We start from the raw sequence: 21,949 nt of genomic DNA on the forward strand, positions 1-21,949 counted from the left end.
TAATGAGATGAGATAAAACATCGGGGTTTATTTTGACGGGGTGGTGAGGACAATCGAATTAAATAAACGGCAGAAAAAAATTGTGGAAATTGTAAAAGAAAACGGTCCGATTACCGGAGAACATATTGCCGATCAGCTAAGCTTAACCCGCGCGACGCTGCGTCCAGATCTGGCTATCTTAACAATGTCTGGATTTTTGGATGCGCGTCCGCGTGTCGGTTATTTTTATACGGGGAAATCAGGAACACAGCTGTTAACAGAAAGCCTAATGAAGCTGTACGTTCGTGATTTTCAGGCAGTCCCGGTCGCTGTCAAAGAACAGTCAACGGTCTATGATGCCATTGTTACGATGTTTCTTGAAGACGTCGGAACTTTATTTGTTGTAGATGAATCATTTTGCTTGTCTGGTGTTTTGTCGAGAAAGGATCTGCTTCGCGCAAGCATTGGCAAGCAGGATTTAAATTCTCTTCCAGTAAACATCATTATGACACGTATGCCAAACATTGCCGTCTGTGAACGGGATGATTTGCTGCTCGATGTCGCCAGAACACTTCTTGAAAAGCAAATTGATTGTGTACCGGTTATTAAGAAAACAAGCAAAGGGCTAGAAGTGACCGGCCGTGTAACGAAAACAACGATTACGCGGGCATTTGTATCATTAACTGATGATGATCATTAAAAGAAAGGCGGCTACAATACGTGAACGATCCGATCATTTATATCGTGTCTGATTCCGTCGGTGAAACAGCGGAACTCGTAACAAAAGCAGCTCTAAGCCAGTTCAGCGGCCCACATGCCGTCATTAAACGGTTTCCATATGTGGAAGACCCTGCTCATATCGATGAAGTAATCAGCCTGGCTAAGGAAGATCAAGGCATTATTGTATATACGCTCGTAAAGCCGGACATCCGGAGATACATGATTGAGTCTGCCGAAGCGAATAATATAAAGGTATTTGATTTAATCGGCCCATTGATGGATCAGCTTGAATCCATGTATACGATGCAGCCATTATTTGAGCCAGGGCTCGTTCGTCGCCTAGATGAAGATTATTTCAAAAAAGTAGACGCGATCGAATTCGCCGTTAAATATGATGATGGCCGTGATCCGCGAGGATTGTTAAAAGCAGATATTATTTTAATTGGTGTTTCTCGTACGTCGAAAACACCGTTATCGCAATTTTTGGCGCATAAACGGGTGAAAGTGGCCAATGTACCGATTGTACCGGAAGTGGATCCGCCGCAGGAATTGTTTTCTGTTCCGAAAGAAAAATGCATCGGCTTAAAAATCAGTCCAGAAAAATTAAATTCGATCCGCCGCGAACGACTTATTTCTTTAGGACTTGATGACAGCGCAAGCTATGCAGATGTGGAACGGATAAAAAAAGAATTAATGTATTTTGAAGAAATTACAGCGAAAATTGGCTGTGATGTCATTGATGTAACAAACAAAGCGGTTGAAGAAACAGCGAATATTATTATGAGCCTGTATCGAAGCCGGAAAAGTACATAATCGACTGATTATGTACTTTTCATTTTTGTGAAAATGTTCTATAATAGAAAATTGTGATAAAAAGTATTCGAAAAAGGTTTAGACCCCCCTTCAAAAGAATAAACTAAGTATGTAACCTCTCTTTTGATCGCATTTATACAACAAAGTGTTCTTTTTAACGAACTTTTGTGCGAAAAGAAGGATTCTATTCACGTGTGTAGAATAAATACAAAATACGATTTTACAGCTGGTGATGTCACATGTCTGGAAGAATTCCTGAAGCAACGATTCAACAGATTAAACAGGGCGTTGATATCGCCGATGTGATCGGGGATTATGTTCAACTAAAAAAACAGGGTCGAAATTATTTCGGCTTATGCCCATTTCACGGTGAAAACTCGCCGTCCTTCTCCGTGTCACCCGAGAAGCAAATTTACCATTGTTTCGGTTGTGGCGCTGGAGGTAACGCGTTTACTTTTTTAATGGAAATGGATCAGATCCCATTCCAGGAAGCCGCCGTCAGACTTGCCGATCGTGCAGGCGTGGCACTTGATATTTCTCCATCAGAAAGCGAACAGCCAACAAAAACAGACGAAAATGCCGATCTGTATGAAGCGCATGAACTGATGGCGAAATTTTACCGGCATGTATTGCTAAACACTGAAGAAGGAAACGAAGCACTCCGTTATTTGCACGAACGTGGATTTACGGATGAGGACATTGACCGTTTCCAAATTGGCTGGGCTTTGCCGCAGCCTGAATTTGCACTGAACATCCTGAAAAAACGCGGTTTTTCCATTGAACGGATGGAACGAGCCGGGCTATTGATCAAAAACGACGAAACGGGCCGTTATTTCGACCGGTTTCGAAGCAGGATCATGTTCCCGCTTCATGATCAGAAAGGGCGTGTGGCTGGATTTTCAGGCCGTGATCTTCATAACGGACAGCCAAAATATTTAAATTCACCTGAAACACCTATTTTTCATAAGAGTAGCCTTCTGTACCATTTCAATGCAGCACGGACTGCGATCAAAAAACAAAAACAATTCATCCTTTTTGAAGGGTTCGCAGATGTCGTTGCTGCAGTCAGAGCTGGTTTCGGGCAGTCCGTTGCGGTCATGGGTACAGCCTTGACAGAAGAACATATTAAGCAGTTAAAGCGTGTTTCCGATCAGGCAATTATTTGTTATGACGGAGACAATGCCGGTTTAAATGCCGCTTATAAAGCAGCAAATATGCTGGTGAGTCACGATATGTCTGTAAAAGTGACCGTTCTTCCAGAACAGCTCGATCCGGATGAATTTATTAAGCAAAAAGGAGCGGATGCTTTTTCCGCTTACGTGAAAGACTCGTCGCTCACATTCATGGCGTTTAAAATGGATTATTTAAAACGCGGAAAAAACATGCGGGATGATGAGCAAAAGTTTCGATACATTGAAGAAGTACTTGCAGAAATCGCGGGCTTGAAAAAAGCAGTAGAGCGTGACCATTATTTGCGCCGTCTCGCTGATGAATTTTCACTTTCGCTGCAGGCATTGCAGGAGCAGGAAAAAACGCTGTTTTTAAAAAAGCGCCCTCCAAAAGCAACGCTTCCGAAAAAAGAAACATCAACCAGTGCTTTTTCACAGCGAGAACGGTCGATCCGACAATATCCGCGTCATGAAACAGCGGAAAGAAGACTGTTGGCGCATATGCTCGTCAATCCAGACCTTACAGAACGACTTCGGGCGATGCTGGAAGGTGATCCGTTTTCAATTGATGAGCATCAAGCGCTTTTTACGTATTTACTTGGGTATTATGAACAAACCGAAGAACCGGATATGGCATCTTTTTTATCTGTGCTGCAAGATGATCAGCTTCGGCGTCTAGCCGTGGATATTAGCTTAACAACCATAAATGCTGAACCCGGAGAAGAAGAGCTGCGTGATTATGTTAAAGAAATTCAAAAGCAGCATCGCCGTTTTGAGATTGAAGAGAAAAAAAGAGAGCGCATTGAAGCAGAGAAACGCCACGATTACGTAGGTGCTGCACGCATTTTGCACGAAATTATTTCGCTCGAAAAATTACTTACCCGCTAGTTACGTCCAGGAAGTTGGAAGGAGGGGGACTAATGACTGAAAAGTCAACACGTTCCAAAGAAACTGAATTAACACTCGAAAAAGCAAAAGAACTCATTATTGAAACAGGTAAAAAAAGAGGGGAATTAACATATAATTATGTGGCGGATAAACTTGCCTCATTTGAAGTGGATTCCGGACAAATTGATGAATTTTACGAATCCCTGACAGAACAAGGGGTCGAGCTTGTCGATGAAGAGGAAAGCAATGGTGAAAACGATCCGAACATCCAAGAGCTTGAAAAAGAAAGTGAAGAGTTTGATTTAAACGACTTGAGCGTTCCTCCGGGTGTGAAAATTAATGACCCGGTGCGCATGTACTTGAAAGAAATTGGCCGTGTCGATCTTTTATCCGCCCAGGAAGAAATTGAGCTTGCCCACCGCATTGAAGAAGGGGACGAAGAAGCAAAGCGCCGTCTTGCAGAAGCGAACTTGCGGCTTGTTGTCAGTATCGCCAAACGCTATGTAGGACGCGGAATGCTGTTTCTTGACTTGATTCAAGAAGGGAACATGGGACTTATCAAGGCAGTTGAAAAATTTGATTACCGCAAAGGATTTAAATTCAGTACGTATGCTACTTGGTGGATTCGTCAGGCGATTACTCGTGCGATTGCAGATCAGGCACGGACAATCCGAATTCCCGTTCATATGGTTGAAACGATTAACAAATTGATCCGCGTTCAGCGCCAGCTTTTGCAGGATCTCGGCCGGGAGCCTGCACCGGAAGAAATTGCCGAAGAAATGGACTTAACCCCAGAAAAAGTCCGTGAAATTTTGAAAATTGCACAAGAGCCTGTTTCACTTGAAACACCGATTGGTGAAGAAGATGATTCACACCTTGGTGATTTTATTGAAGATCAGGAAGCGACATCTCCGTCTGAGCACGCGGCCTATGAACTGCTGAAAGAGCAACTTGAAGACGTTCTTGATACGTTAACAGACCGAGAAGAAAATGTACTTCGTCTTCGCTTTGGACTTGATGACGGCCGGACCCGTACACTTGAAGAAGTAGGCAAAGTATTCGGCGTGACACGTGAGCGTATTCGCCAAATTGAAGCAAAAGCCCTCCGAAAGCTTCGTCACCCGAGTCGCAGTAAGCGTCTTAAAGATTTCTTAGAATAAAATGCATTGCTTGCCGGGTTTTCCCGGCTTTTTTCATGCGGGAAAGCAGGATAATTGTATCTCGTCACGAATAGTATTGTTTATTGGGGTGTGACGCAGGATGAAACAAGATAAAAAAGATATTATTATTCATGAAATACTTCTTTGGAAAGAAAATCATATGCTGCCGCCGCATTATTGTGACTATTTACTGGCTCTTTATATGCAGGGAGAAGAATTTACAGAATCGGGCAGGCGAGCCAAAATTAGACGCGTTCATATGACGTCAGCATTGCTCGCTTTTTTGCTTTTGCCAGTTGCTGTATTTATTCTTTATTTTACGGAATTGTCTTTTCTTTTGCAAACAGTGATTTTGACAAGTTTTGTCGGAAGCTTGCTGCTGCTTGCTCTCTTCTTTTCGAGGCAAAAAGTACTTGCTCCGCTGTTGTTTTTAGGAGCGGCCATATTAATGCTTTTGCTTTCATTAGAGCTGCATACGCGCCTGTTTCATGACAATCCTTACTCTTTATACGGCCTGCTGTCTTTAAATTGTCTACTCTGGACCTATACAGGCATCAAGCTGCGGCTTCTTTATTTTACGATTTCAGGCGGTCTTGGCTTTCTAGTCATCCTTTTTTTCTTGGCAAGAGGTTAAAATGTGTCAGAATTGCGAAATGACGAAAAAATCTTTTGCGTAAGCCTTTTCCACAGAATGATTTTCAAGTAAAATGATAGGTGTTTGTACTTTTTGATTAACACGTATACATAAAAGGGAGGGGTAAACAACATGAATCGCAATCCGTTAATTCCATTTTTATTGATCGCAGTATTCGGACTTGGATTGATGTTCTTCTTGTCATTAGACGGAATCGACAATGCAGAAGAAATTGCAAGTGAAGAAGAAGCGGAAAAAGAAGGCGGCGGTGACACAGCTGCAGGCGGCGAATTTGATCCGGAAGCGCACTACCAGTCATCTTGTATCGGCTGTCACGGCAGCAGCTACGAAGGCGGCGCTGGTCCATCACTTAAAGGTGTAGGTGAGAAGCTTTCACAAGAAGAAATCCAGGATATCGTTGTAAACGGTAAAGGCGGTATGCCGCCAGGACTTGTTCCAGAGGAAAATGCTGAAGCAATGGCTGCTTGGCTTGCTGAAATTAAATAATGAATTAGAACGAGGCCTTTGTATTATGCAAAGGCCTTTTTCTTTTTGAAAATATGATAAAATAGAAAAGAATTTTAATAAAAAGCGGTGAATGTATATGAATAGCAATCAATTATCAAAACGATTAGAAATGGTCGCGTCTTTTATTCAACCTGCTAGAACTTTTGCGGATATCGGCTCAGATCATGCATATCTTCCTTGTTACGCAGTGAAAAAAAGACTAGTGGACCAAGCTGTGGCTGGAGAAGTGGTGGAGGGTCCCTTTCAGTCTGCCAGACGACAAGTATTGTTAGAAGGGTTATCAGGACAGATTGATGTCCGTAAAGGAAGCGGTCTAGCTGTTTTAATGGCTGGAGAAGTAGAGTGTATTGCCATTGCGGGAATGGGCGGACCGCTCATTGCCTCGATCTTGGAAGATGGAAAGGAAAAGCTGCCGGGTGTAAAAAAACTTGTCTTGCAGCCGAATATAGCCGGGCATGCGGTCCGAGAATGGCTTGATGCGAATAACTGGACGATTGAGCAAGAAGAGATTTTGGAAGAAGACGGCCAGCTCTATGAAGTAATCAGTGCCGTGGCGGGTTCTTCACGGCGTTTATCTCAGAAAGAAATTTATTTTGGTCCCGTATTAATGAAACGGCAAAATGAGGCGTTTAAGTTAAAATGGAACCGGGAACTTGAGCAAATCAAACGAGTGTTCAGCCAGCTGTCAGCTGCACAAAATAATGAAAGTACGCAAAAGAAAAAACATGAATTGGAACAAAAAAAGCAGTGGATTAAGGATGTGGTGATCGATGAAAATGCCTAATGGACATGAAATTATTCAGATGTTTGAACGATTTTCACCGAAATCATATGCGATGGATGGCGATAAAGTTGGATTGCAGATTGGCCGCTTAAACAAACCGTGCGGGCGGGTTATGATTGCGCTTGATGTACTTGAAAGTGTAGTGGATGAAGCGATTGAAGAAAACATTGATTTGATCATCGCCCATCACCCAATGATTTATCGTCCGCTCGGTTCCATTCAAACAGAACAAACAGCAGGACGGGTCATTGAAAAGCTAATCAAGCATGACATCGCTGTTTATGCGGCTCATACAAACCTGGATGTGGCCAGAGGCGGCGTCAATGATTTATTAGCAAGTGCGCTTGGCCTCATTGATACAGAGGTACTCGTGCCAACAGTGACAGAAGAGCTTCGTAAGCTCGCCGTTTTTGTGCCAATAGATCATGCAGAAGCCGTAAGAGCCGCTCTTGGAGAAGCGGGAGCAGGTTTTATTGGGAAATACAGTGAATGTTCATTTTCTCAAGCAGGAACAGGTCGTTTTCAGCCGGAAGAGGGTGCGGATCCGTTTATTGGTCATTCCGGTCAATTACAAGCAGTGCAGGAAGAAAAAATTGAGACGATTTATCCTGCGCAATTGGAGAAAAAAGTGCTGGGAGCCATGTTTAAAGCACACCCATATGAAGAGGTAGCTTATGACATCTATTCTCTTGAAAACAAGGGAGAATCGCTCGGTCTTGGCCGGATTGGCCTGCTGCCAGAAGAGATGACCCTTGAGCAATTTGCGGAGCAGGCAAAGAAATCTCTTGAGTCTGGCGGTGTCCGTGTCGTTGGAGATATGACGCGCATTGTCCGGAAAGTGGCGGTGCTTGGCGGAGATGGAAACAAATATTGGCAGACCGCGCTTCGCAAAGGAGCAGATGTGTACGTGACAGGTGACTTTTATTACCATACGGCACATGACGCGGATGCGGAAGGACTGGCCGTTGTTGATCCGGGCCATAACGTAGAAAAAGTAATGAAAAAAGGCGTTGCGGCTATACTTCACGAGCAGGCTTCTAAACAAAAATGGGATGTTGCATTTGTCGCTTCTGCTGTAGAAACGGACCCGTTTCAATTTTTATAAAAAAAAGCAGCTCCGGGAAAATCGGAGCTGCTTTTTAACGTGAGGTTAGCGTGGATTTTTTGACTTTCGGTAAAATTTTCTCAAGCGGTACTTTCCGTTCGCGTATCCAAGTCGATTCATCTTCTGGATCAAACGCTTCTAAAAATCGAATTACTTCTTTAACGATGGGGGTTGGTGTGGAAGCACCTGCTGTAATGGCAGCTGTTTTGGCGTTTTTCAGCCACTCGATATCAATTTCGGATACATCAGATACACGGTACGCATTCGTGCCGGCAATTTCAATCGATACTTGTGCTAGACGGTTTGAGTTGTTGCTTTTTGGGTCGCCAACCACAATGAGCACGTCTGCAGCACCGGCTTGTTCGGCTACCGCTTCCTGGCGAACTTGTGTAGCGAGGCATATTTCTTTATGCATTTCAGCGTGTGGATATTTTTCTTTAATGGCATCCATAATATCCACAACGTCCCACTGGCTCATCGTTGTTTGGTTAGTGACAATAATTTTATCGTTTTTTATGTGAAGCGCGTTGACATCATCCGCATTTTCAACCAGGTGAACGATTTCAGGTGCCACGCCAACAGCGCCTTCCGGTTCCGGGTGTCCTTTTTTGCCAATGTAAATGACATGATAGCCCTCTGATTTTTTGGCTCGGATCAAATCATGAGTAACCGTCACGTCCGGACAAGTTGCATCTATCGTCGTTAAATTCTTTTGCCGGGCGATTTCGCGTACTTCCGGCGACACGCCGTGAGCAGTGTAAATGATAGTTCCTTCTGTCACTTGCTCAATAATTTCTTTCCGGTTTTTTCCATCCAGCGTAATGATGCCGTCCGCTTCAAATGCATCTGTCACATGTTTATTGTGGACAATCATGCCTAAAATATAAATAGGGCGCGGCAATGTTTTATCGAGAGCGGCGTTGCGGGCGATGACCATCGCATCAACGACACCGTAACAATAACCGCGGGGTGAAATCTTAATAATTTCCATACAGCAGCCTCCTCATTCTTCTCTTTCCTATTATAAATGAGAAAGCACTGAAAACAAAGCATTCAACTATATCGTCCTGGAAACCATGGTACGGATTCAGCGGGTCGAATCGGTTCTTTCTTCACTTGTTCTTTCTTCACTTGTTCTTTCTTCACTTGTTCTTTCTTCACTTGTTCTTTCTCCACTTTTTCTTTCTTCAAGAGTTCCTGCTTTGGAGCTTCCACTTTCAATGGTTCTGTCTTTTTTTCTTCCGGGCTATCCGGATCTGGCATGGAATTGACAGCCCTGTAGAGCTTCCACATTTGAGGCAGGTTTTTAACCATCGGACCATATTGATCAATGAGCGGCCGCACTTGCTCTGCGGTTGCCATAAACTGCTGTGCCTGTTGAAGCCAATTGCCTGTTTTTGCGGTGAAACCGGGGACAGAAGGATTAGCTCGAATAGGCGGAGCGGGAGGATGTGGATTAAAAAAATTGCGGCCTGGATTTGAATAAAAAGAACTGCGGCCTGGATTTGGCGCATATCGATGCAGCAAAACAGTCACCCTTTCCTTTTTCTCTATCATATTCATTTTGGAACAGGCATGTGCGTAAACGTTCCTTTGCTTTCTACGCGCTTTTAGTATATCATCGTAACGTGCATAAACTTTGAACGTGAAAGGAATTTGATGCCATATGGCAAACCATACATTTGAACACTACGGGCTAAAACCGTTTATTTATAAAGGAATTGAAGCATTGCGCTTTAAAGAGCCCACGCCGATTCAGCGAAACATGATTCCGCTTATTTTAAAAGGGGAAAGTGCGATTGGCCAATCCCAAACCGGCACAGGAAAAACACATTCGTATGTGCTTCCGATTTTAAACCGTATTCAAACAGATAAAAAAGAAGTACAAGCGGTAATTACAGCCCCGACACGTGAACTCGCTACTCAGCTTTATCAGGCGTTTCAAAAAGTAGCGAAAGAATCGGAAGAAGAAATTGTTGTTCGGAATTTTGTAGGCGGAACGGATAAGAAAAGAGACGTGGAACGTTTAAAAAACCCCCCGCACATTATGGTCGGAACTCCAGGAAGAATCGCTGACCTCATTGGCGATAATGCGATTTCTGTTCACAAAGCGGAGATGCTCGTCGTAGACGAAGCCGATTTAATGCTTGATATGGGTTTTATTAATGATGTTGACCGAATTGCATCTGGTATGCCTGAACAGCTTGGCATGTTTGTTTTTTCTGCAACAATCCCACAAAAATTAAAGCCATTCTTAAAGAAATATATGGAAAACCCGGAATATGTGCACATTGAGCCAAAACGGACATCCGCTGCAAACATTGAGCACTTGCTGATTCCAGCGAAAAGCCGCGACAAAGTAGATGTTGTGTACGATTTATTAAAAGCATTCAATCCGTATTTGGCGGTTATTTTTACAAATACAAAACAAAAAGCGGATGAAGTGGCGGATAAGCTTTCAGAAAAAGGATTGAAAACCGGCCGCATTCACGGGGATTTGCCGCCGCGTGAACGGAAAAAGATGATGAAGCAGGTTCATGACCTCGAGTATCGATATATCGTCGCAACAGATCTTGCTGCCCGTGGCATTGATATTGAAGGCGTCAGCCATGTGATCAATTATGAGCTGCCAGCTGATCTCGATTTTTATATTCACCGGGCAGGCCGGACGGCTCGTGCCGGCGCATCAGGTATTTGTGCGACGGTTTATTTGCCGGCGGATGAAGATGCGATCGCCAAGCTTGAAAAGCGTGACATCACATTTTCGAACGGTGATGTTCGTGGCGGGGAAGTAGTAGAAACAGCTGATCGGAACCGCCGGAAAAAGCGGGAGAAAAAAGAAGAAAACGTCAACCCGCAAGTAAGAGCAGTGACAAGCCGTCCGCAAAAAGTAAAGCCGGGTTATAAAAAGAAACGGAAAATGGAAGTTGCAAAAATTGAAAAACGGCAGCGCCGTATTGATGCTCGTAATAAAAAGTAACAGGGAGTTTGAAGAATGTTGAAAATTGGATCGCATGTTTCAATGAGCGGCAAGAGAATGCTGCTCGGTGCCAGTGAGGAAGCTGTTTCTTACGGTGCATCTACTTTTATGGTCTATACAGGCGCACCACAAAATACACGCCGCAAGCCGATTGAAGACTTGAACATTGAAGCGGGCCGCCGCCACATGGAGCAAAATGGAATCGATGAGATCGTTGTCCACGCTCCTTATATTATTAATCTGGGCAATACGATTAAGCCGGAAACATTTCAGCTTGGCGTCGATTTTCTTCGGATGGAAATTGACCGGTCCACGGCCATCGGTGCCAGCCAGATTGTTCTTCATCCCGGTGCTCACGTCGGCGCAGGTACAGAAGCGGGATTGAAAAAAATTGCGGAAGGCTTGAATGAAGTAATAGAGCAAAATCAGACAGTTCAAATTGCGCTGGAAACAATGGCGGGAAAAGGGACTGAGTGCGGACGGCAATTTGAAGAAATTGCGATAATTATGGACATGGTGAATCAAAATGATAAGCTGTCGGTTTGCTTTGATACATGCCATACACATGACGCAGGTTATAATATCCGAGAAGACTTTGACGGTGTACTCGAACAATTTGATCGAATTATTGGGATCGATCGTTTAAACGTACTTCATATCAATGACAGTAAAAATGAACGCGGTGCTGGAAAAGACCGTCATGAAAACATTGGCTTCGGCTACATCGGCTTTGATGCGCTTTCTTATATCGTACATCACCCGCAGCTAATTAACGTGCCGAAGATTTTAGAAACGCCTTACATTGGCGAAGATAAGAACACAAAAAAACCGCCATACCTTCAAGAAATTGCGATGCTTCGCGCAAAGCAGTTTGATGAAAGCGTGCGGGATAAAGTTACAGAGGGCGTTATAATTTAAGGAAATGCATATACGGACGGAGCATCATTTCAAGGGCTGCTGCTTCTCGTTTACCGAGAATTGTATCAGCTGCTTGAAACAGCTCGGTCCTTTTTCTTTCGGAAAACAAATCCACTTCATGATTCGCAAGCCATTCAATAAACTGATCGGCTTGTTTTTCCGTTAACGCCACTTGGAACTTTTTCGATTGTTCCATGAGTTCGGCTTTGGTAATAGACTGAACGCGTCGGTTGACGATTTGATGAAGAGGCTGCATAATCTACTCCTTTCCTGAGGTCACTTCGTTTACTTGAAAGCGGTCATACTGTATACTGTATAGTGTTTAAATCGTAATCATTCTTACTGTTAAAGGAGTTCTATATATGAAGGAAAAACCGCCTGTCATTGATATACGCGATGTGAACTTCCGTTATGACCGCGAAAATGTACTCGAGCATATCAATTTATCGATTCCAAAAGGTGCCTTCGTCGGCCTGGTCGGGCCAAATGGATCCGGAAAATCAACACTGTTAAAAATTATTTTAGGTTTGTTAAAAGCGAAAGAAGGGAATGTTGAGCTTTTTGGCATACCCCAGAACAAATTTAAAGAATGGGACCGGATCGGTTTTGTTTCACAAAAAGCAAATTCATTTAACACAGGTTTCCCGGCAACGGTTTTTGAAGTAGTCATGGGCGGATTAACAAAAAAAATCGGCTTGTTCCGTCGGCCTGGCCAAAAAGAAAAAGAGGCAGTAGCAGAGGCTGTCCGGGCTGTCGGCATGGAAACATTTTCAACGCGGAATATTGGAGACTTATCCGGCGGCCAGCAGCAGCGTGTTTTTATTGCGAGAGCCATCGTTTCCAATCCATCCATTTTAATTTTAGATGAGCCAACTGTTGGGGTAGACAGCCAAAATGTCAATTCATTCTATCGTATGCTCACGCATTTAAATCAAGAACTCGGGATGACGCTTTTGCTCGTTACGCATGATATCGGCACTATTACCGATAAAGTTACCCATGTGGCCTGTCTGAATAAATATTTGCATTTTCACGGCAGTATGAAACAATTTGTGGAGTTAGATGAACAAGAGCTGTCTGATTTATACGGACACGGCATTCGCCTGCTTGATCATCACCACGATCATTGAAGGGAAGACCATTATGATAGAAGCCATTTTTACGTATGAATTTTTGCAAAATGCTTTTCTTTCCGGCGCTATTATCGGTGTTATCGCACCGCTGCTAGGTGCTTTTATCGTTGTCCGGCGTTTATCCCTTATTGCAGACGCGCTTAGCCATGTAACACTGTCTGGCATCGCTGCCGGCTTGTTTCTCGGACAGACGATCCCTGCGTTTACGGCAGTAAACCCTCTTTATTTCGGGATGGCTTTCTCTGTTGGCGGTTCATTACTAATTGAGCGGCTGCGAAGTGTGTACAAGCATTATCAAGAACTGGCGATCCCGATTATGATGTCAGGAGGCATTGGGATTGGCGTCATTTTTATTTCACTTGCTGACGGATTTAATACGGATTTATTCAGCTATTTATTCGGCAGCGTTAGCGCGGTCAGCAGAGAGGATCTTTATGCGGTGATCGGTATTAGCGCCATTGTCTTGATTACCGTGTACTTTCTCTATAAAGAATTGTTTATTTTGTCGTTCGATGAAGAGTATGCTAAAGCGTCAGGAATCCCCGCAAAAGCCGTTCATATGGCGTTTATTATTTTAACAGCACTTGTCATTGCTGTTTCAATGCGGATTGTAGGGGTATTGCTTGTATCAGCCCTGATGACACTTCCAGTTGCGGCAGCGATGCGTGTCGCGAAAGGATTTAAACAAACAATTTGGCTATCTGTTTTATTTGGGGAAATATCTGTGCTTATCGGTCTCATCAGTGCTTTCTATCTTGATCTTGCGCCAGGTGGGACGATCGTTGTAACCTCGATTCTTATATTACTTGGCGTGATTATTTGGAAAAAGGAGAAAAACTAATGGAAGGGGGTCCATCATGAATGTAACAAAAGCAATGGAAATTATGAAAGAAAAAGGCTACAAGCAAACGGGAAAGCGTGAAGAAATGCTGGCGCTTTTTGCCCGCCATGATAAATATTTGACTGCTAAAGATGTGCTTGAAGAAATGAAGGAAGACTATCCAGGACTGAGCTTTGATACGATTTACCGGAACCTTGCTCTTTTCGCAGAAATGGATGTTCTTGAAGAAACGGAATTATCAGGTGAGCGCCACTTTCGCTTTGCCTGCGCACATAATCACCACCATCATTTTATATGTATGGACTGTGGGAAGACAAAGGAAATTCATATGTGTCCGATGAATGAAGTGGAGGAGCTGGCTGGCTGTGAAATAACCGGGCATAAGTTTGAAGTCTATGGAAAATGTGAATTATGTGCAAAAAAAGCGTGACCAAGGGCATCCTCGGTCACGCTTTTTTACGGACGCAGCAGTGGGCTGATCTCGCTCTGCTTAAGCCATTGCTGTACCCATAAATCCGCTTCGTGCCAGTTATCAACGCGTATAACCTGATTTGGCACCCTATCCTGATTATAAGGTGTATTAAATAAAACGACCGGAATGCCAAGTTCTTCAGCCAGCATCACCGCATTGTCGTGCTTGTCTTCAAAAAAAATGTCGACCTCATGGCGTTTTGCCGCTCCGACTTTATCATGAGAACCGATCAATTCGATGTGATCGTAGTGAATCTGCTGGTTATGAAACCATTGTTTTGTAATGTCAAAAAGATGCTGGCGTCTCGCGCTGATAAAAAGCAAATGAAACGTTTTTTGCCATTTTGCTAAAATTTTATCAGCTCCTTCTGCTAGAGGAGAAGCGGCGTAGATAGCAGGCTCAGTTTGATCAAACCATTCACGCATTTTATCAGGCGAAATATTTAACGCTGCTGCGAGATCATATTGCTTAATATCTTGCAGCGTAATATTGAGTGAAAACGAGTCATTGATAAAAGGAATGAGACTGGCCGGACAAGTCACTGTTCCATCAATATCAATACCAAAACGACCAAAACGCTTTTCTTTCATTTTGTTCACTGCGGAGCCGCGAGTGCTTGTTTACGATAGTGTTCTTCAGCAATTAAGTCGATCTCTTTTTTTAATTCTTCTACCATCGTTTCTTCCGGCACTTTCCGGACCGTTTTGCCGTGGCGGAACAAGAGGCCTTCGCCACGGGCACCCGCGATACCGATATCCGCTTCACGCGCTTCACCCGGACCGTTTACAGCACAGCCAAGAACAGCCACTTTAATTGGCGCTTTAATCGTTGAAATGTACTCTTCCACTTCATTAGCGATGGCAATCAAATCGATTTCAATCCGGCCGCATGTTGGGCATGAAATAAGTGTTGCTGCATTTGCAGCAAGACCGAATGATTTCAACAGTTCGCGAGCCACTTTTACTTCCTCAACAGGATCAGCACTTAATGAAATGCGAAGCGTGTTGCCAATTCCTTTGCTTAAAATCGCACCGAGACCGGCCGCACTTTTCACCGTGCCGGCAAAAAGTGTACCGGACTCAGTAATCCCTAAATGAAGTGGGTAATCAAACGCTTTAGACGCTTTTTCATACGCTTCAATCGCCAGGTTGACATCAGATGCTTTCATCGAAACGATAATATCATGGAAATCAAGGTCTTCCAAAATTTTGATGTGATGCAGTGCACTTTCAACCATGCCGTCTGCAGTCGGATAGCCATATTTCTCAAGAATTTTTCGCTCAAGGCTTCCTGCGTTGACGCCAATTCGAATAGGAATGCCTTTTGCTTTCGCTGCATTTACGACGGCTTCTACTTTTTCACGGCGGCCGATATTGCCGGGATTGATACGGATTTTGTCAACGCCTGCTTCAATTGCTTTCAGCGCCAATTTATAGTCAAAATGAATATCAGCAACGAGCGGAAGATTGATCTGGCTTTTGATGGCAGCAAGTGCATCTGCTGCGCGTTCATCCGGAACGGCGACGCGGACAACTTGGCAGCCTGCTTCTTCAAGACGGTTAATTTCTGCAACAGTTGCTTCTACATCGTGTGTTTTCGTTGTGGTCATGCTTTGAATAACAATTTGATCGTTGCCGCCAATCGTCAAATTGCCGACTTTAACTGGACGGGTTTTCGTGCGGTGGGTGATTTCACTCAATGGTGATTCGCTCCTTTAAAAGTTAATCTAAATATCATTTCTGTTCTCATTCTATCAGAGGGACGCCCGTTCAGACAACAATTGCGTTTACTTCGGTGCGCCAGGCAGATAGCGGATCGAAAGAAAGAGCATACCGGCAATCAACAGCCAATCAACTGCGTAGGCATAAGGAAATGTCCAATGTGCCAATTCAGCTAGCGTTGTCAGTAGAGCTGACAGACTGAGTGCATAAGCGGCCATTCTAAATAAATGTCGATAATCACCACGTTTTTTTAAGCGGGAAACGACAACAAGACCAACTCCTGCAAAGATCGATGCTTTTAAAAACAACATGAATGATAACAAAATATAATAGAAAAAAAGAGCAACGGGAATAAAGATAAACGTATTTTGATCCATCATTAATAATGGCAGCACTTCTTCAACCGTTTTTTTGGCTGATTCATTACCCGCGGTCATGTAAAAGGATGCAGCAATGAAGGCAGGCAAGCTCATAACGAGTGCCAATGCAAAAAGATACTGAATGGTTTTTCCAATTCCTTGCAGTCGGAAAGCAGCGATATGTTTTGGCGAGTACAGGCTTTTAATGAATTGTTTATATAACGGCATAAAGGTGAGATCCTTTCTGAAAGCAAAATCACACTTATTATATAGCAGGTAATGGAACGAATCTATGTCATTTTTTAAAATAATTATTGTTTGTAATATAGTAGTAACATTTTCAGCTTATTATTAATAAAATGTAAATTTTAAGTGTAGATCTTTACTTTATTTATATATTCTCTTCATAATTGGGGAGGATTTTGCTGAAAACAATTGACTGGAGCTGGAAAAATGGAGATTGACATCCAAGAAATACTGTTCCAATTTTTGGGCGGACTTGGGATATTTTTGTATGGCATTAAACAGATGGGTGATGGATTGCAGGCTTCGGCAGGCGACCGTCTTCGGGAAATCCTGGACCGATTCACGACGAATCCGTTAATGGGGGTGCTTGCCGGAGTATTAGTTACCGTTTTGATTCAAAGCAGTTCGGGCACAACCGTTATCACCGTTGGATTGGTCAGTGCCGGTTTTTTGACGCTGCGACAAGCGATTGGTGTTATTATGGGAGCAAATATTGGGACGACTATTACGGCATTTATTATTGGAATCGATATTGGAGAGTACTCCTTGCCGATTCTTGCTTTTGGCTCGATGCTGATTTTTTTCTTTACTAGTAAAAAATTGAATAATATTGGCCGGATTGTTTTCGGATTTGGTTCACTTTTCTACGGACTTGAATTAATGAGCGGCGGAATGAAACCGCTCCAGCAGCTTGATTCTTTCCGCGAATTAACATTGAATATGGCTTCAAGTCCGATTTTGGGCGTATTTGTCGGCACCGTTTTTACAATGGTCATTCAAAGTTCCAGTGCGACGATTGGGATTTTGCAGGGGCTTTTTGCTGAAGGACTTCTTGAACTTGATGCTGCACTTCCGGTTCTATTCGGGGACAACATTGGGACAACGATTACAGCAGTTCTTGCTTCGATTGGTGCTTCTGTAGCGGCAAGACGCGCTGCCGCAACGCATGTGTTATTCAATATCATTGGCACAGTCATTTTCTTAATTATTTTGCCGCTCTACACGGCCTTTATCAGTTATTTGCAGCAATCAATGGGGCTTAATCCGGAAATGACAATTGCTTTTGCACATGGCACCTTCAATGTGACGAATACATTCATTCAACTGCCGTTTGTTGCGGTTCTTGCGATGATCGTAACAAAGCTGATTCCAGGTGAGGATTCATTTATTGAATATAAACCAAAACATCTTGATCCGATTTTTATTGAACAGTCGTCTTCTATAGCCTTAAGCCAGGCGAAAGAAGAAGTGGTCCGTATGGGCGACTATGCGATTAAGGCAATGGAAGAAACGCATCAATACTTAAAAACAAAACATCAAAAGCATGCTTCAACAGCGGAACAGCTTGAAGAAGCAATTGATAACCTTGATCAAAAAATTACAGATTATCTTGTAAAAGTGGGTTCTAAGCAAATGAGCGCGGCAGAATCAGAACGCCATTCGACGCTGCTAGATGCTGTTCGCGATATTGAGCGGATTGGAGACCATGCAGAAAATGTATGCGAATTAGTAGAATACCAGCAAGCAAATAAAGTCTTAATTTCCGATCAGGCATCTGCGGATTTAGATGAGATGTTTAAATTAACGATTGAAACAGTATCAAAATCAATCCGTTCGCTTGATTCTAATGATATGGATCTTGCCCGACAAGTGGTTGAACAAGAAGAGTTGATCGACAAAATGGAAAGAAAGCTTCGCAAGCAGCACATTTTACGCTTAAATAATGGAAAATGTACAGGTCAGGCGGGTATGGTTTTTGTCGATATCATTTCGAACTTAGAGCGTATGGGAGACCATGCGGTAAATATAGCGGAAGCCGTTCTCGGCATCCGTGACTTATAAGAGAAAGCAGCCGTTATGGCTGTTTCCAGGCTGTCGGCAAAGTCGTCAGTCTTTTTTTGAAGGGGCCGATAGGTGAAGCAAAAAGGACTTCGCTTTCCGCGGGCAGTGCGTGAGCCTCCTCGTTGCTCCCGCTCCTGCGGGGTCTCACGTTCACCGCTGTTCCCGCAGGAGTCTGCGTCCTTTTTGCTTCACACCGTTTTTTAAAAGAGCTGCCAATGTTCGTGCCGTTTTTTGGCTGGCTTTTATTCACGAAAACGAATGGGGCATCGTAACGGTCCCATTTTGGCGCTGTCGCCAGAGGAGCATGTCCCCATGAACCGGCTCTTTTATGCGCTGCTTTTATAGAAACAGCGGCGGCGGGCTTGCGGCGAAGACTCCTGCCCGCGGAACGCGAAGTCGCGAGCCCGCCGCATTTCGGCTCCAATCAGAAAGCTATACACCGCCATCACCAAAGAACAAGGATGAAGAAGAAAAATCAAATGTGCTGACAAAAGGTTTTATTTGTCTACACTCTGAAAGCAGCCGTTATGGCTGCTTCTTTTTTTATGGGCATAATCGTTGCACCATATTCATAATTTTGTTAATCTTGTTATGTTAAGTAAATCACTTTATTTTTGGGAGGAATTTTATAATGGCTTTTGAACTACCACAACTACCTTACGCGTATGACGCACTAGAGCCCCACATCGACAAAGAAACGATGAACATCCATCACACTAAACATCACAACACGTATGTTACGAACTTAAATGCTGCTCTTGAAGGCAACGAAGAGCTTCTTTCTAAATCAGTAGAAGAAGTAATTGCTAATTTAGACGCAGTTCCTGAATCTGCACGTACTGCAGTCCGCAACAACGGCGGCGGGCATGCGAACCACTCTCTTTTCTGGCAGCTTCTTTCTCCAAATGGCGGCGGCGCTCCATCAGGTAAATTGGCGGAAGCCATTGACGCAAAATTCGGAAGCTTTGATTCATTTAAAGAAGAGTTTGCAAAAGCAGGCGCAACACGTTTCGGTTCTGGCTGGGCATGGCTGTCTGTTGCAAACGGTGAAATTGAGCTTTCAAGCACACCGAATCAAGACTCACCAATTATGGAAGGCAAAACGCCAATTCTAGGTCTTGATGTTTGGGAGCACGCGTATTACTTAAACTATCAAAATCGCCGTCCTGACTACATTGCTGCATTCTGGAATGTTGTCAACTGGGATGAAGTATCAAAACGGTACGAAGCAGCTCTTTAATAGAAAGTGCTGGATGAAAGCCGGTCCGATTATCGGGCCGGTTTTTTGGTGGAAAAAAGTATTTAGTTTCGGTACAATGGATAATAAAGTATAAGAAGCATAGAAAGGGTTAGGCGGTTGAAAAAAGTGAACAAAAAGAAAAAAACGCACGTGCCGTTTCGGATGAACATGCTGTTTTTTGTAGTGTTTCTATTATTTTCGGCACTCATTTTCCGGCTTGGCATTGTTCAGATTGTTCAAGGAGAAGATTATCAGCGCAAAATTGAGCGGACAGAAGACGTGACAGTCAATACGAGCGTTCCGCGCGGAAAAATATATGACCGTGACGGTGAAATTGTCGTGGATAATGTTCCACAAAACGCGATAACGTATACCCGCTCATCAAGTCCAGATACAGAAGAAATGATGCAGACAGCGGAGAAGCTTGCCCAGTTGATCGAAAAAGAAACAGATCAAGTAACAGAGCGGGACATGAAAGACTTTTGGATTGGAAAAAACGAAGAAAAAGCAAAAGCGAAAGTGACAGCGGCTGAATGGACCGCATATGAAAATGACGAGCTGCTAGAAGAGGATATTTATGATCTGCAGCTTGAGCGCATTACTGAAGGTGATTTGAAAGGGTTGTCAGCTGCAGAACTTGAAGTGCTGGCTATTTATCGGGAATTTACATCCGGTTACGCACAGACCCCGCAAATTGTAAAAAATGAAAATGTAACAGACGTGGAGTATGCAGTGGTCAGCGAGAATTTATCATCACTCCCAGGAGTGAATACAACAACGGACTGGGAACGATCCTATTCTTATGACAACACATTAAAAACGGTTCTGGGAAATATTTCTTCTTCTAAAGAAGGATTGCCGAAAGAAATGGTCGATTATTATTTAGCCCATGATTACAGCCGCAATGACCGTGTCGGCAAAAGTTATTTAGAATATCAATATGAAAATGTACTGCGCGGCCAGAAAACAAAAATGAAAAACATTACCGATAAATCCGGAAATGTGCTGGATTCCGAAATTATTACAGAAGGACAAAGAGGAAAAGACCTTGTCCTGACAATTGATATGGACCTCCAGACAGCCTTAGAACAAATTATTGAAGAGGAACTTAAAAAAGCCAAATCGGGCTATCATCCGTTTTTAGACCGGGCATTTGTTACAATGATGGATCCGAATACAGGTGAAGTCCTGGCTATGGCTGGTAAAAAATACGAGGTGGTTGACGGCAAAGCGGAAATTTTTGACTTCGCCCTGGGTAATATGACAACGTCTTATGCGATGGGATCGGCTGTTAAAGGCGCTACCGTGTTAACTGGTTATATGACTGGTGTAAACGAGCCAGGTGAGTATATGGTAGACGAACCGTTGAAGTTTGCTGGGACAAACCCGAAAAGCTCCTGGTTTAACCGTGGCGGTGCTTTTGGCATTAGTGACACGTATGCGCTAATGCGGTCATCAAATGTGTATATGTTTAAAACAGCAATGAAGATTGGCGGCGCGAGCTATGTTCCAAATAGAAGCTTGGACATTGATATTGACGCTTTTACGACAATGCGTAATTACTTCAGTCAATTTGGCCTTGGTGTAAAAACGGGAATTGATTTGCCCGGCGAACAAGCAGGCTATAAGGGGATAATTGATGAAACTGAACCGGGTAAACTGCTTGACTTCGCTATTGGCCAATTCGATACGTACACGCCCCTTCAACTTGCGCAGTATGTATCCACAATCGCAAATGGTGGCTATCGTATGCAGCCGCGCCTTGTAAAGGAGATTAGGGAGCCTATTTCAGAAACAAATAAAATTGGTCCGATTGCAAAAGAAATTGAGCCAACGGTATTGAACACACTAGACCTTGAACCGGGATGGATTGAACGTGTTCAAGAAGGATTCCGGCTCGTTGCGCAGGCGTCTGAAGGAACAGCATCAAGCTATTTTGGCAATGCGCCCTATAAAATGGCTGCTAAAACGGGTACGGCAGAAGGCGTGTATGACGGTCCATTAAAAGAGCCGAATAAACATGAAATGACCTGGAATGTAACACTTGTTGGATATGCTCCATACGACAATCCGGAAGTTGCCATGGCAGTCGTCGTTCCATGGGCGTATGAAGACAGTTCCAGCTCCATTCCAATTAACCATTATATCGGCCGGCGGGCCATGGACAAATATTTTGAACTGAAGGAACAAAAAGTAAATGAAAAACCAACCGAAGCGGTAATCGATCAAGATATTGTTACAAAAACAGAAACGACTAAGTTAGAAAATGAGTAAAAAATGGTCTTTCCGTCAAACGGAAAGGCCGTTTTTTTTTACAAAAGGATCGTTTTGCACAATTATTTGATCTTTTTCATAAAAAAAATGAATTTTTTTTAGTTATTTGCAAAAACTATAAAAGCTGTCTATTCAGCAGTCGT

22 protein-coding genes are annotated in these 21,949 nt (G+C 43.4%); 16 read left to right on the forward strand and 6 right to left on the reverse strand.

The annotated features are described in order from the left end of the window. The first annotated feature begins 40 nt into the window (after positions 1–40). From ccpN to VQ00_RS04060, 8 genes are all read left to right on the forward strand, one after another. Positions 41–679 (forward strand): transcriptional regulator CcpN, encoded by a 639-nt coding sequence (gene ccpN / locus VQ00_RS04025; RefSeq protein WP_046178771.1) that lies wholly within the window; start codon positions 41–43, stop codon positions 677–679. Positions 680–699: 20 nt separating this feature from the next. Continuing rightward, entirely contained in the window at positions 700–1,512 is an 813-nt protein-coding gene (locus VQ00_RS04030) for a pyruvate, water dikinase regulatory protein (protein WP_046178772.1), read from the forward strand. Positions 1,513–1,751: 239 nt separating this feature from the next. Continuing rightward, complete coding sequence (gene dnaG / locus VQ00_RS04035) at positions 1,752–3,569, forward strand: DNA primase (RefSeq protein ID WP_046178773.1); 1,818 nt, start codon at positions 1,752–1,754, stop codon at positions 3,567–3,569. 32 nt (positions 3,570–3,601) lie between these two features. After that, entirely contained in the window at positions 3,602–4,729 is a 1,128-nt protein-coding gene (gene rpoD, locus VQ00_RS04040) for an RNA polymerase sigma factor RpoD (protein ID WP_046178774.1), read from the forward strand. A 100-nt stretch (positions 4,730–4,829) separates the two neighbouring features. Further along, positions 4,830–5,363 carry a hypothetical protein gene (locus VQ00_RS04045; protein ID WP_046178775.1) on the forward strand — a complete coding sequence of 178 codons (534 nt, stop codon included), beginning with the start codon at positions 4,830–4,832 and terminating at the stop codon, positions 5,361–5,363. Between the two features lie 132 nt (positions 5,364–5,495). After that, the gene (gene cccA, locus VQ00_RS04050) at positions 5,496–5,870 is read left to right on the forward strand and encodes a cytochrome c550 (protein WP_046178776.1); all 375 of its coding nucleotides are present in this window, start codon (positions 5,496–5,498) and stop codon (positions 5,868–5,870) included. A gap of 97 nt (positions 5,871–5,967) precedes the next feature. Further along, positions 5,968–6,675 (forward strand): tRNA (adenine(22)-N(1))-methyltransferase, encoded by a 708-nt coding sequence (locus tag VQ00_RS04055; protein WP_046178777.1) that lies wholly within the window; start codon positions 5,968–5,970, stop codon positions 6,673–6,675. Then, positions 6,662–7,780: a Nif3-like dinuclear metal center hexameric protein gene (locus VQ00_RS04060; protein ID WP_046178778.1), complete on the forward strand. Its 1,119-nt coding sequence runs from the start codon at positions 6,662–6,664 to the stop codon at positions 7,778–7,780. Before VQ00_RS04055 ends, VQ00_RS04060 begins: the two co-directional genes overlap by 14 nt. A 34-nt stretch (positions 7,781–7,814) precedes the next feature. On the opposite strand, the gene VQ00_RS04065 is transcribed toward VQ00_RS04060, so the two are convergent. Together VQ00_RS04065 and vrrA are read right to left on the reverse strand one after the other, a co-directional pair. Next, positions 7,815–8,771, reverse strand: a complete 957-nt coding sequence (locus tag VQ00_RS04065; protein ID WP_046178779.1) for a 4-hydroxy-3-methylbut-2-enyl diphosphate reductase — start codon at positions 8,769–8,771, stop codon at positions 7,815–7,817. A 62-nt stretch (positions 8,772–8,833) separates the two neighbouring features. Next, positions 8,834–9,307, reverse strand: a complete 474-nt coding sequence (gene vrrA / locus VQ00_RS04070) for a VrrA/YqfQ family protein (protein ID WP_046178780.1) — start codon at positions 9,305–9,307, stop codon at positions 8,834–8,836. Between the two features lie 139 nt (positions 9,308–9,446). Between vrrA and VQ00_RS04075 the strand changes: the two genes are divergently transcribed. Both VQ00_RS04075 and VQ00_RS04080 read left to right on the forward strand, forming a co-directional pair. Then, on the forward strand, positions 9,447–10,760 hold the full coding sequence (locus VQ00_RS04075) for a DEAD/DEAH box helicase (protein ID WP_046178781.1): 1,314 nt from the start codon (positions 9,447–9,449) through the stop codon (positions 10,758–10,760). A 15-nt stretch (positions 10,761–10,775) separates the two neighbouring features. Continuing rightward, positions 10,776–11,678, forward strand: coding sequence for a deoxyribonuclease IV (locus VQ00_RS04080; protein WP_046178782.1), 903 nt, complete (start codon positions 10,776–10,778; stop codon positions 11,676–11,678). On the opposite strand, the gene VQ00_RS04085 is transcribed toward VQ00_RS04080, so the two are convergent. Further along, positions 11,668–11,934, reverse strand: coding sequence for a DUF2624 family protein (locus VQ00_RS04085; RefSeq protein WP_046178783.1), 267 nt, complete (start codon positions 11,932–11,934; stop codon positions 11,668–11,670). The two genes, VQ00_RS04080 and VQ00_RS04085, sit on opposite strands and share 11 nt — an antisense overlap. Positions 11,935–12,040: 106 nt before the next feature. Between VQ00_RS04085 and VQ00_RS04090 the strand changes: the two genes are divergently transcribed. Genes VQ00_RS04090 through VQ00_RS04100 form a run of 3 tightly spaced genes read left to right on the forward strand, consistent with a single transcriptional unit; the run spans position 12,041 to position 14,082 of the window. After that, positions 12,041–12,808, forward strand: coding sequence for a metal ABC transporter ATP-binding protein (locus VQ00_RS04090; RefSeq protein WP_046178784.1), 768 nt, complete (start codon positions 12,041–12,043; stop codon positions 12,806–12,808). A 13-nt stretch (positions 12,809–12,821) separates the two neighbouring features. Beyond that, positions 12,822–13,652 carry a metal ABC transporter permease gene (locus VQ00_RS04095; RefSeq protein ID WP_046178785.1) on the forward strand — a complete coding sequence of 277 codons (831 nt, stop codon included), beginning with the start codon at positions 12,822–12,824 and terminating at the stop codon, positions 13,650–13,652. Positions 13,653–13,668: 16 nt separating this feature from the next. Then, on the forward strand, positions 13,669–14,082 hold the full coding sequence (locus tag VQ00_RS04100; protein ID WP_046178786.1) for a Fur family transcriptional regulator: 414 nt from the start codon (positions 13,669–13,671) through the stop codon (positions 14,080–14,082). A 26-nt stretch (positions 14,083–14,108) separates the two neighbouring features. On the opposite strand, the gene VQ00_RS04105 is transcribed toward VQ00_RS04100, so the two are convergent. The 3 genes from VQ00_RS04105 to VQ00_RS04115 all read right to left on the reverse strand — a co-directional run bounded on the left by VQ00_RS04105 (position 14,109) and on the right by VQ00_RS04115 (position 16,432). Further along, positions 14,109–14,714, reverse strand: coding sequence for a nucleotidase (locus VQ00_RS04105; RefSeq protein WP_046178787.1), 606 nt, complete (start codon positions 14,712–14,714; stop codon positions 14,109–14,111). Between the two features lie 5 nt (positions 14,715–14,719). Further along, entirely contained in the window at positions 14,720–15,814 is a 1,095-nt protein-coding gene (gene ispG, locus VQ00_RS04110) for a flavodoxin-dependent (E)-4-hydroxy-3-methylbut-2-enyl-diphosphate synthase (protein ID WP_172645539.1), read from the reverse strand. 96 nt (positions 15,815–15,910) lie between these two features. Continuing rightward, positions 15,911–16,432: a DUF1189 family protein gene (locus VQ00_RS04115; protein ID WP_046178789.1), complete on the reverse strand. Its 522-nt coding sequence runs from the start codon at positions 16,430–16,432 to the stop codon at positions 15,911–15,913. A 225-nt stretch (positions 16,433–16,657) separates the two neighbouring features. On the opposite strand from VQ00_RS04115, the gene VQ00_RS04120 reads away from it, so the two are divergent. From VQ00_RS04120 to VQ00_RS04135, 3 genes are all read left to right on the forward strand, one after another. Next, a complete protein-coding gene (locus tag VQ00_RS04120; protein WP_046178790.1) occupies positions 16,658–18,292 on the forward strand; it encodes a Na/Pi cotransporter family protein in 1,635 nt (544 codons plus the stop codon). Positions 18,293–18,923: 631 nt separating this feature from the next. Continuing rightward, a complete protein-coding gene (locus VQ00_RS04130) occupies positions 18,924–19,532 on the forward strand; it encodes a superoxide dismutase (RefSeq protein ID WP_046178792.1) in 609 nt (202 codons plus the stop codon). Positions 19,533–19,694: 162 nt separating this feature from the next. Further along, entirely contained in the window at positions 19,695–21,806 is a 2,112-nt protein-coding gene (locus VQ00_RS04135; RefSeq protein ID WP_425388349.1) for a peptidoglycan D,D-transpeptidase FtsI family protein, read from the forward strand. Positions 21,807–21,949 lie beyond the last annotated feature (143 nt).

Origin of the sequence: Domibacillus tundrae (assembly GCF_000970675.1) — a bacterium.
In the GTDB taxonomy this organism is placed as follows: domain Bacteria; phylum Bacillota; class Bacilli; order Bacillales; family Domibacillaceae; genus Domibacillus; species Domibacillus tundrae.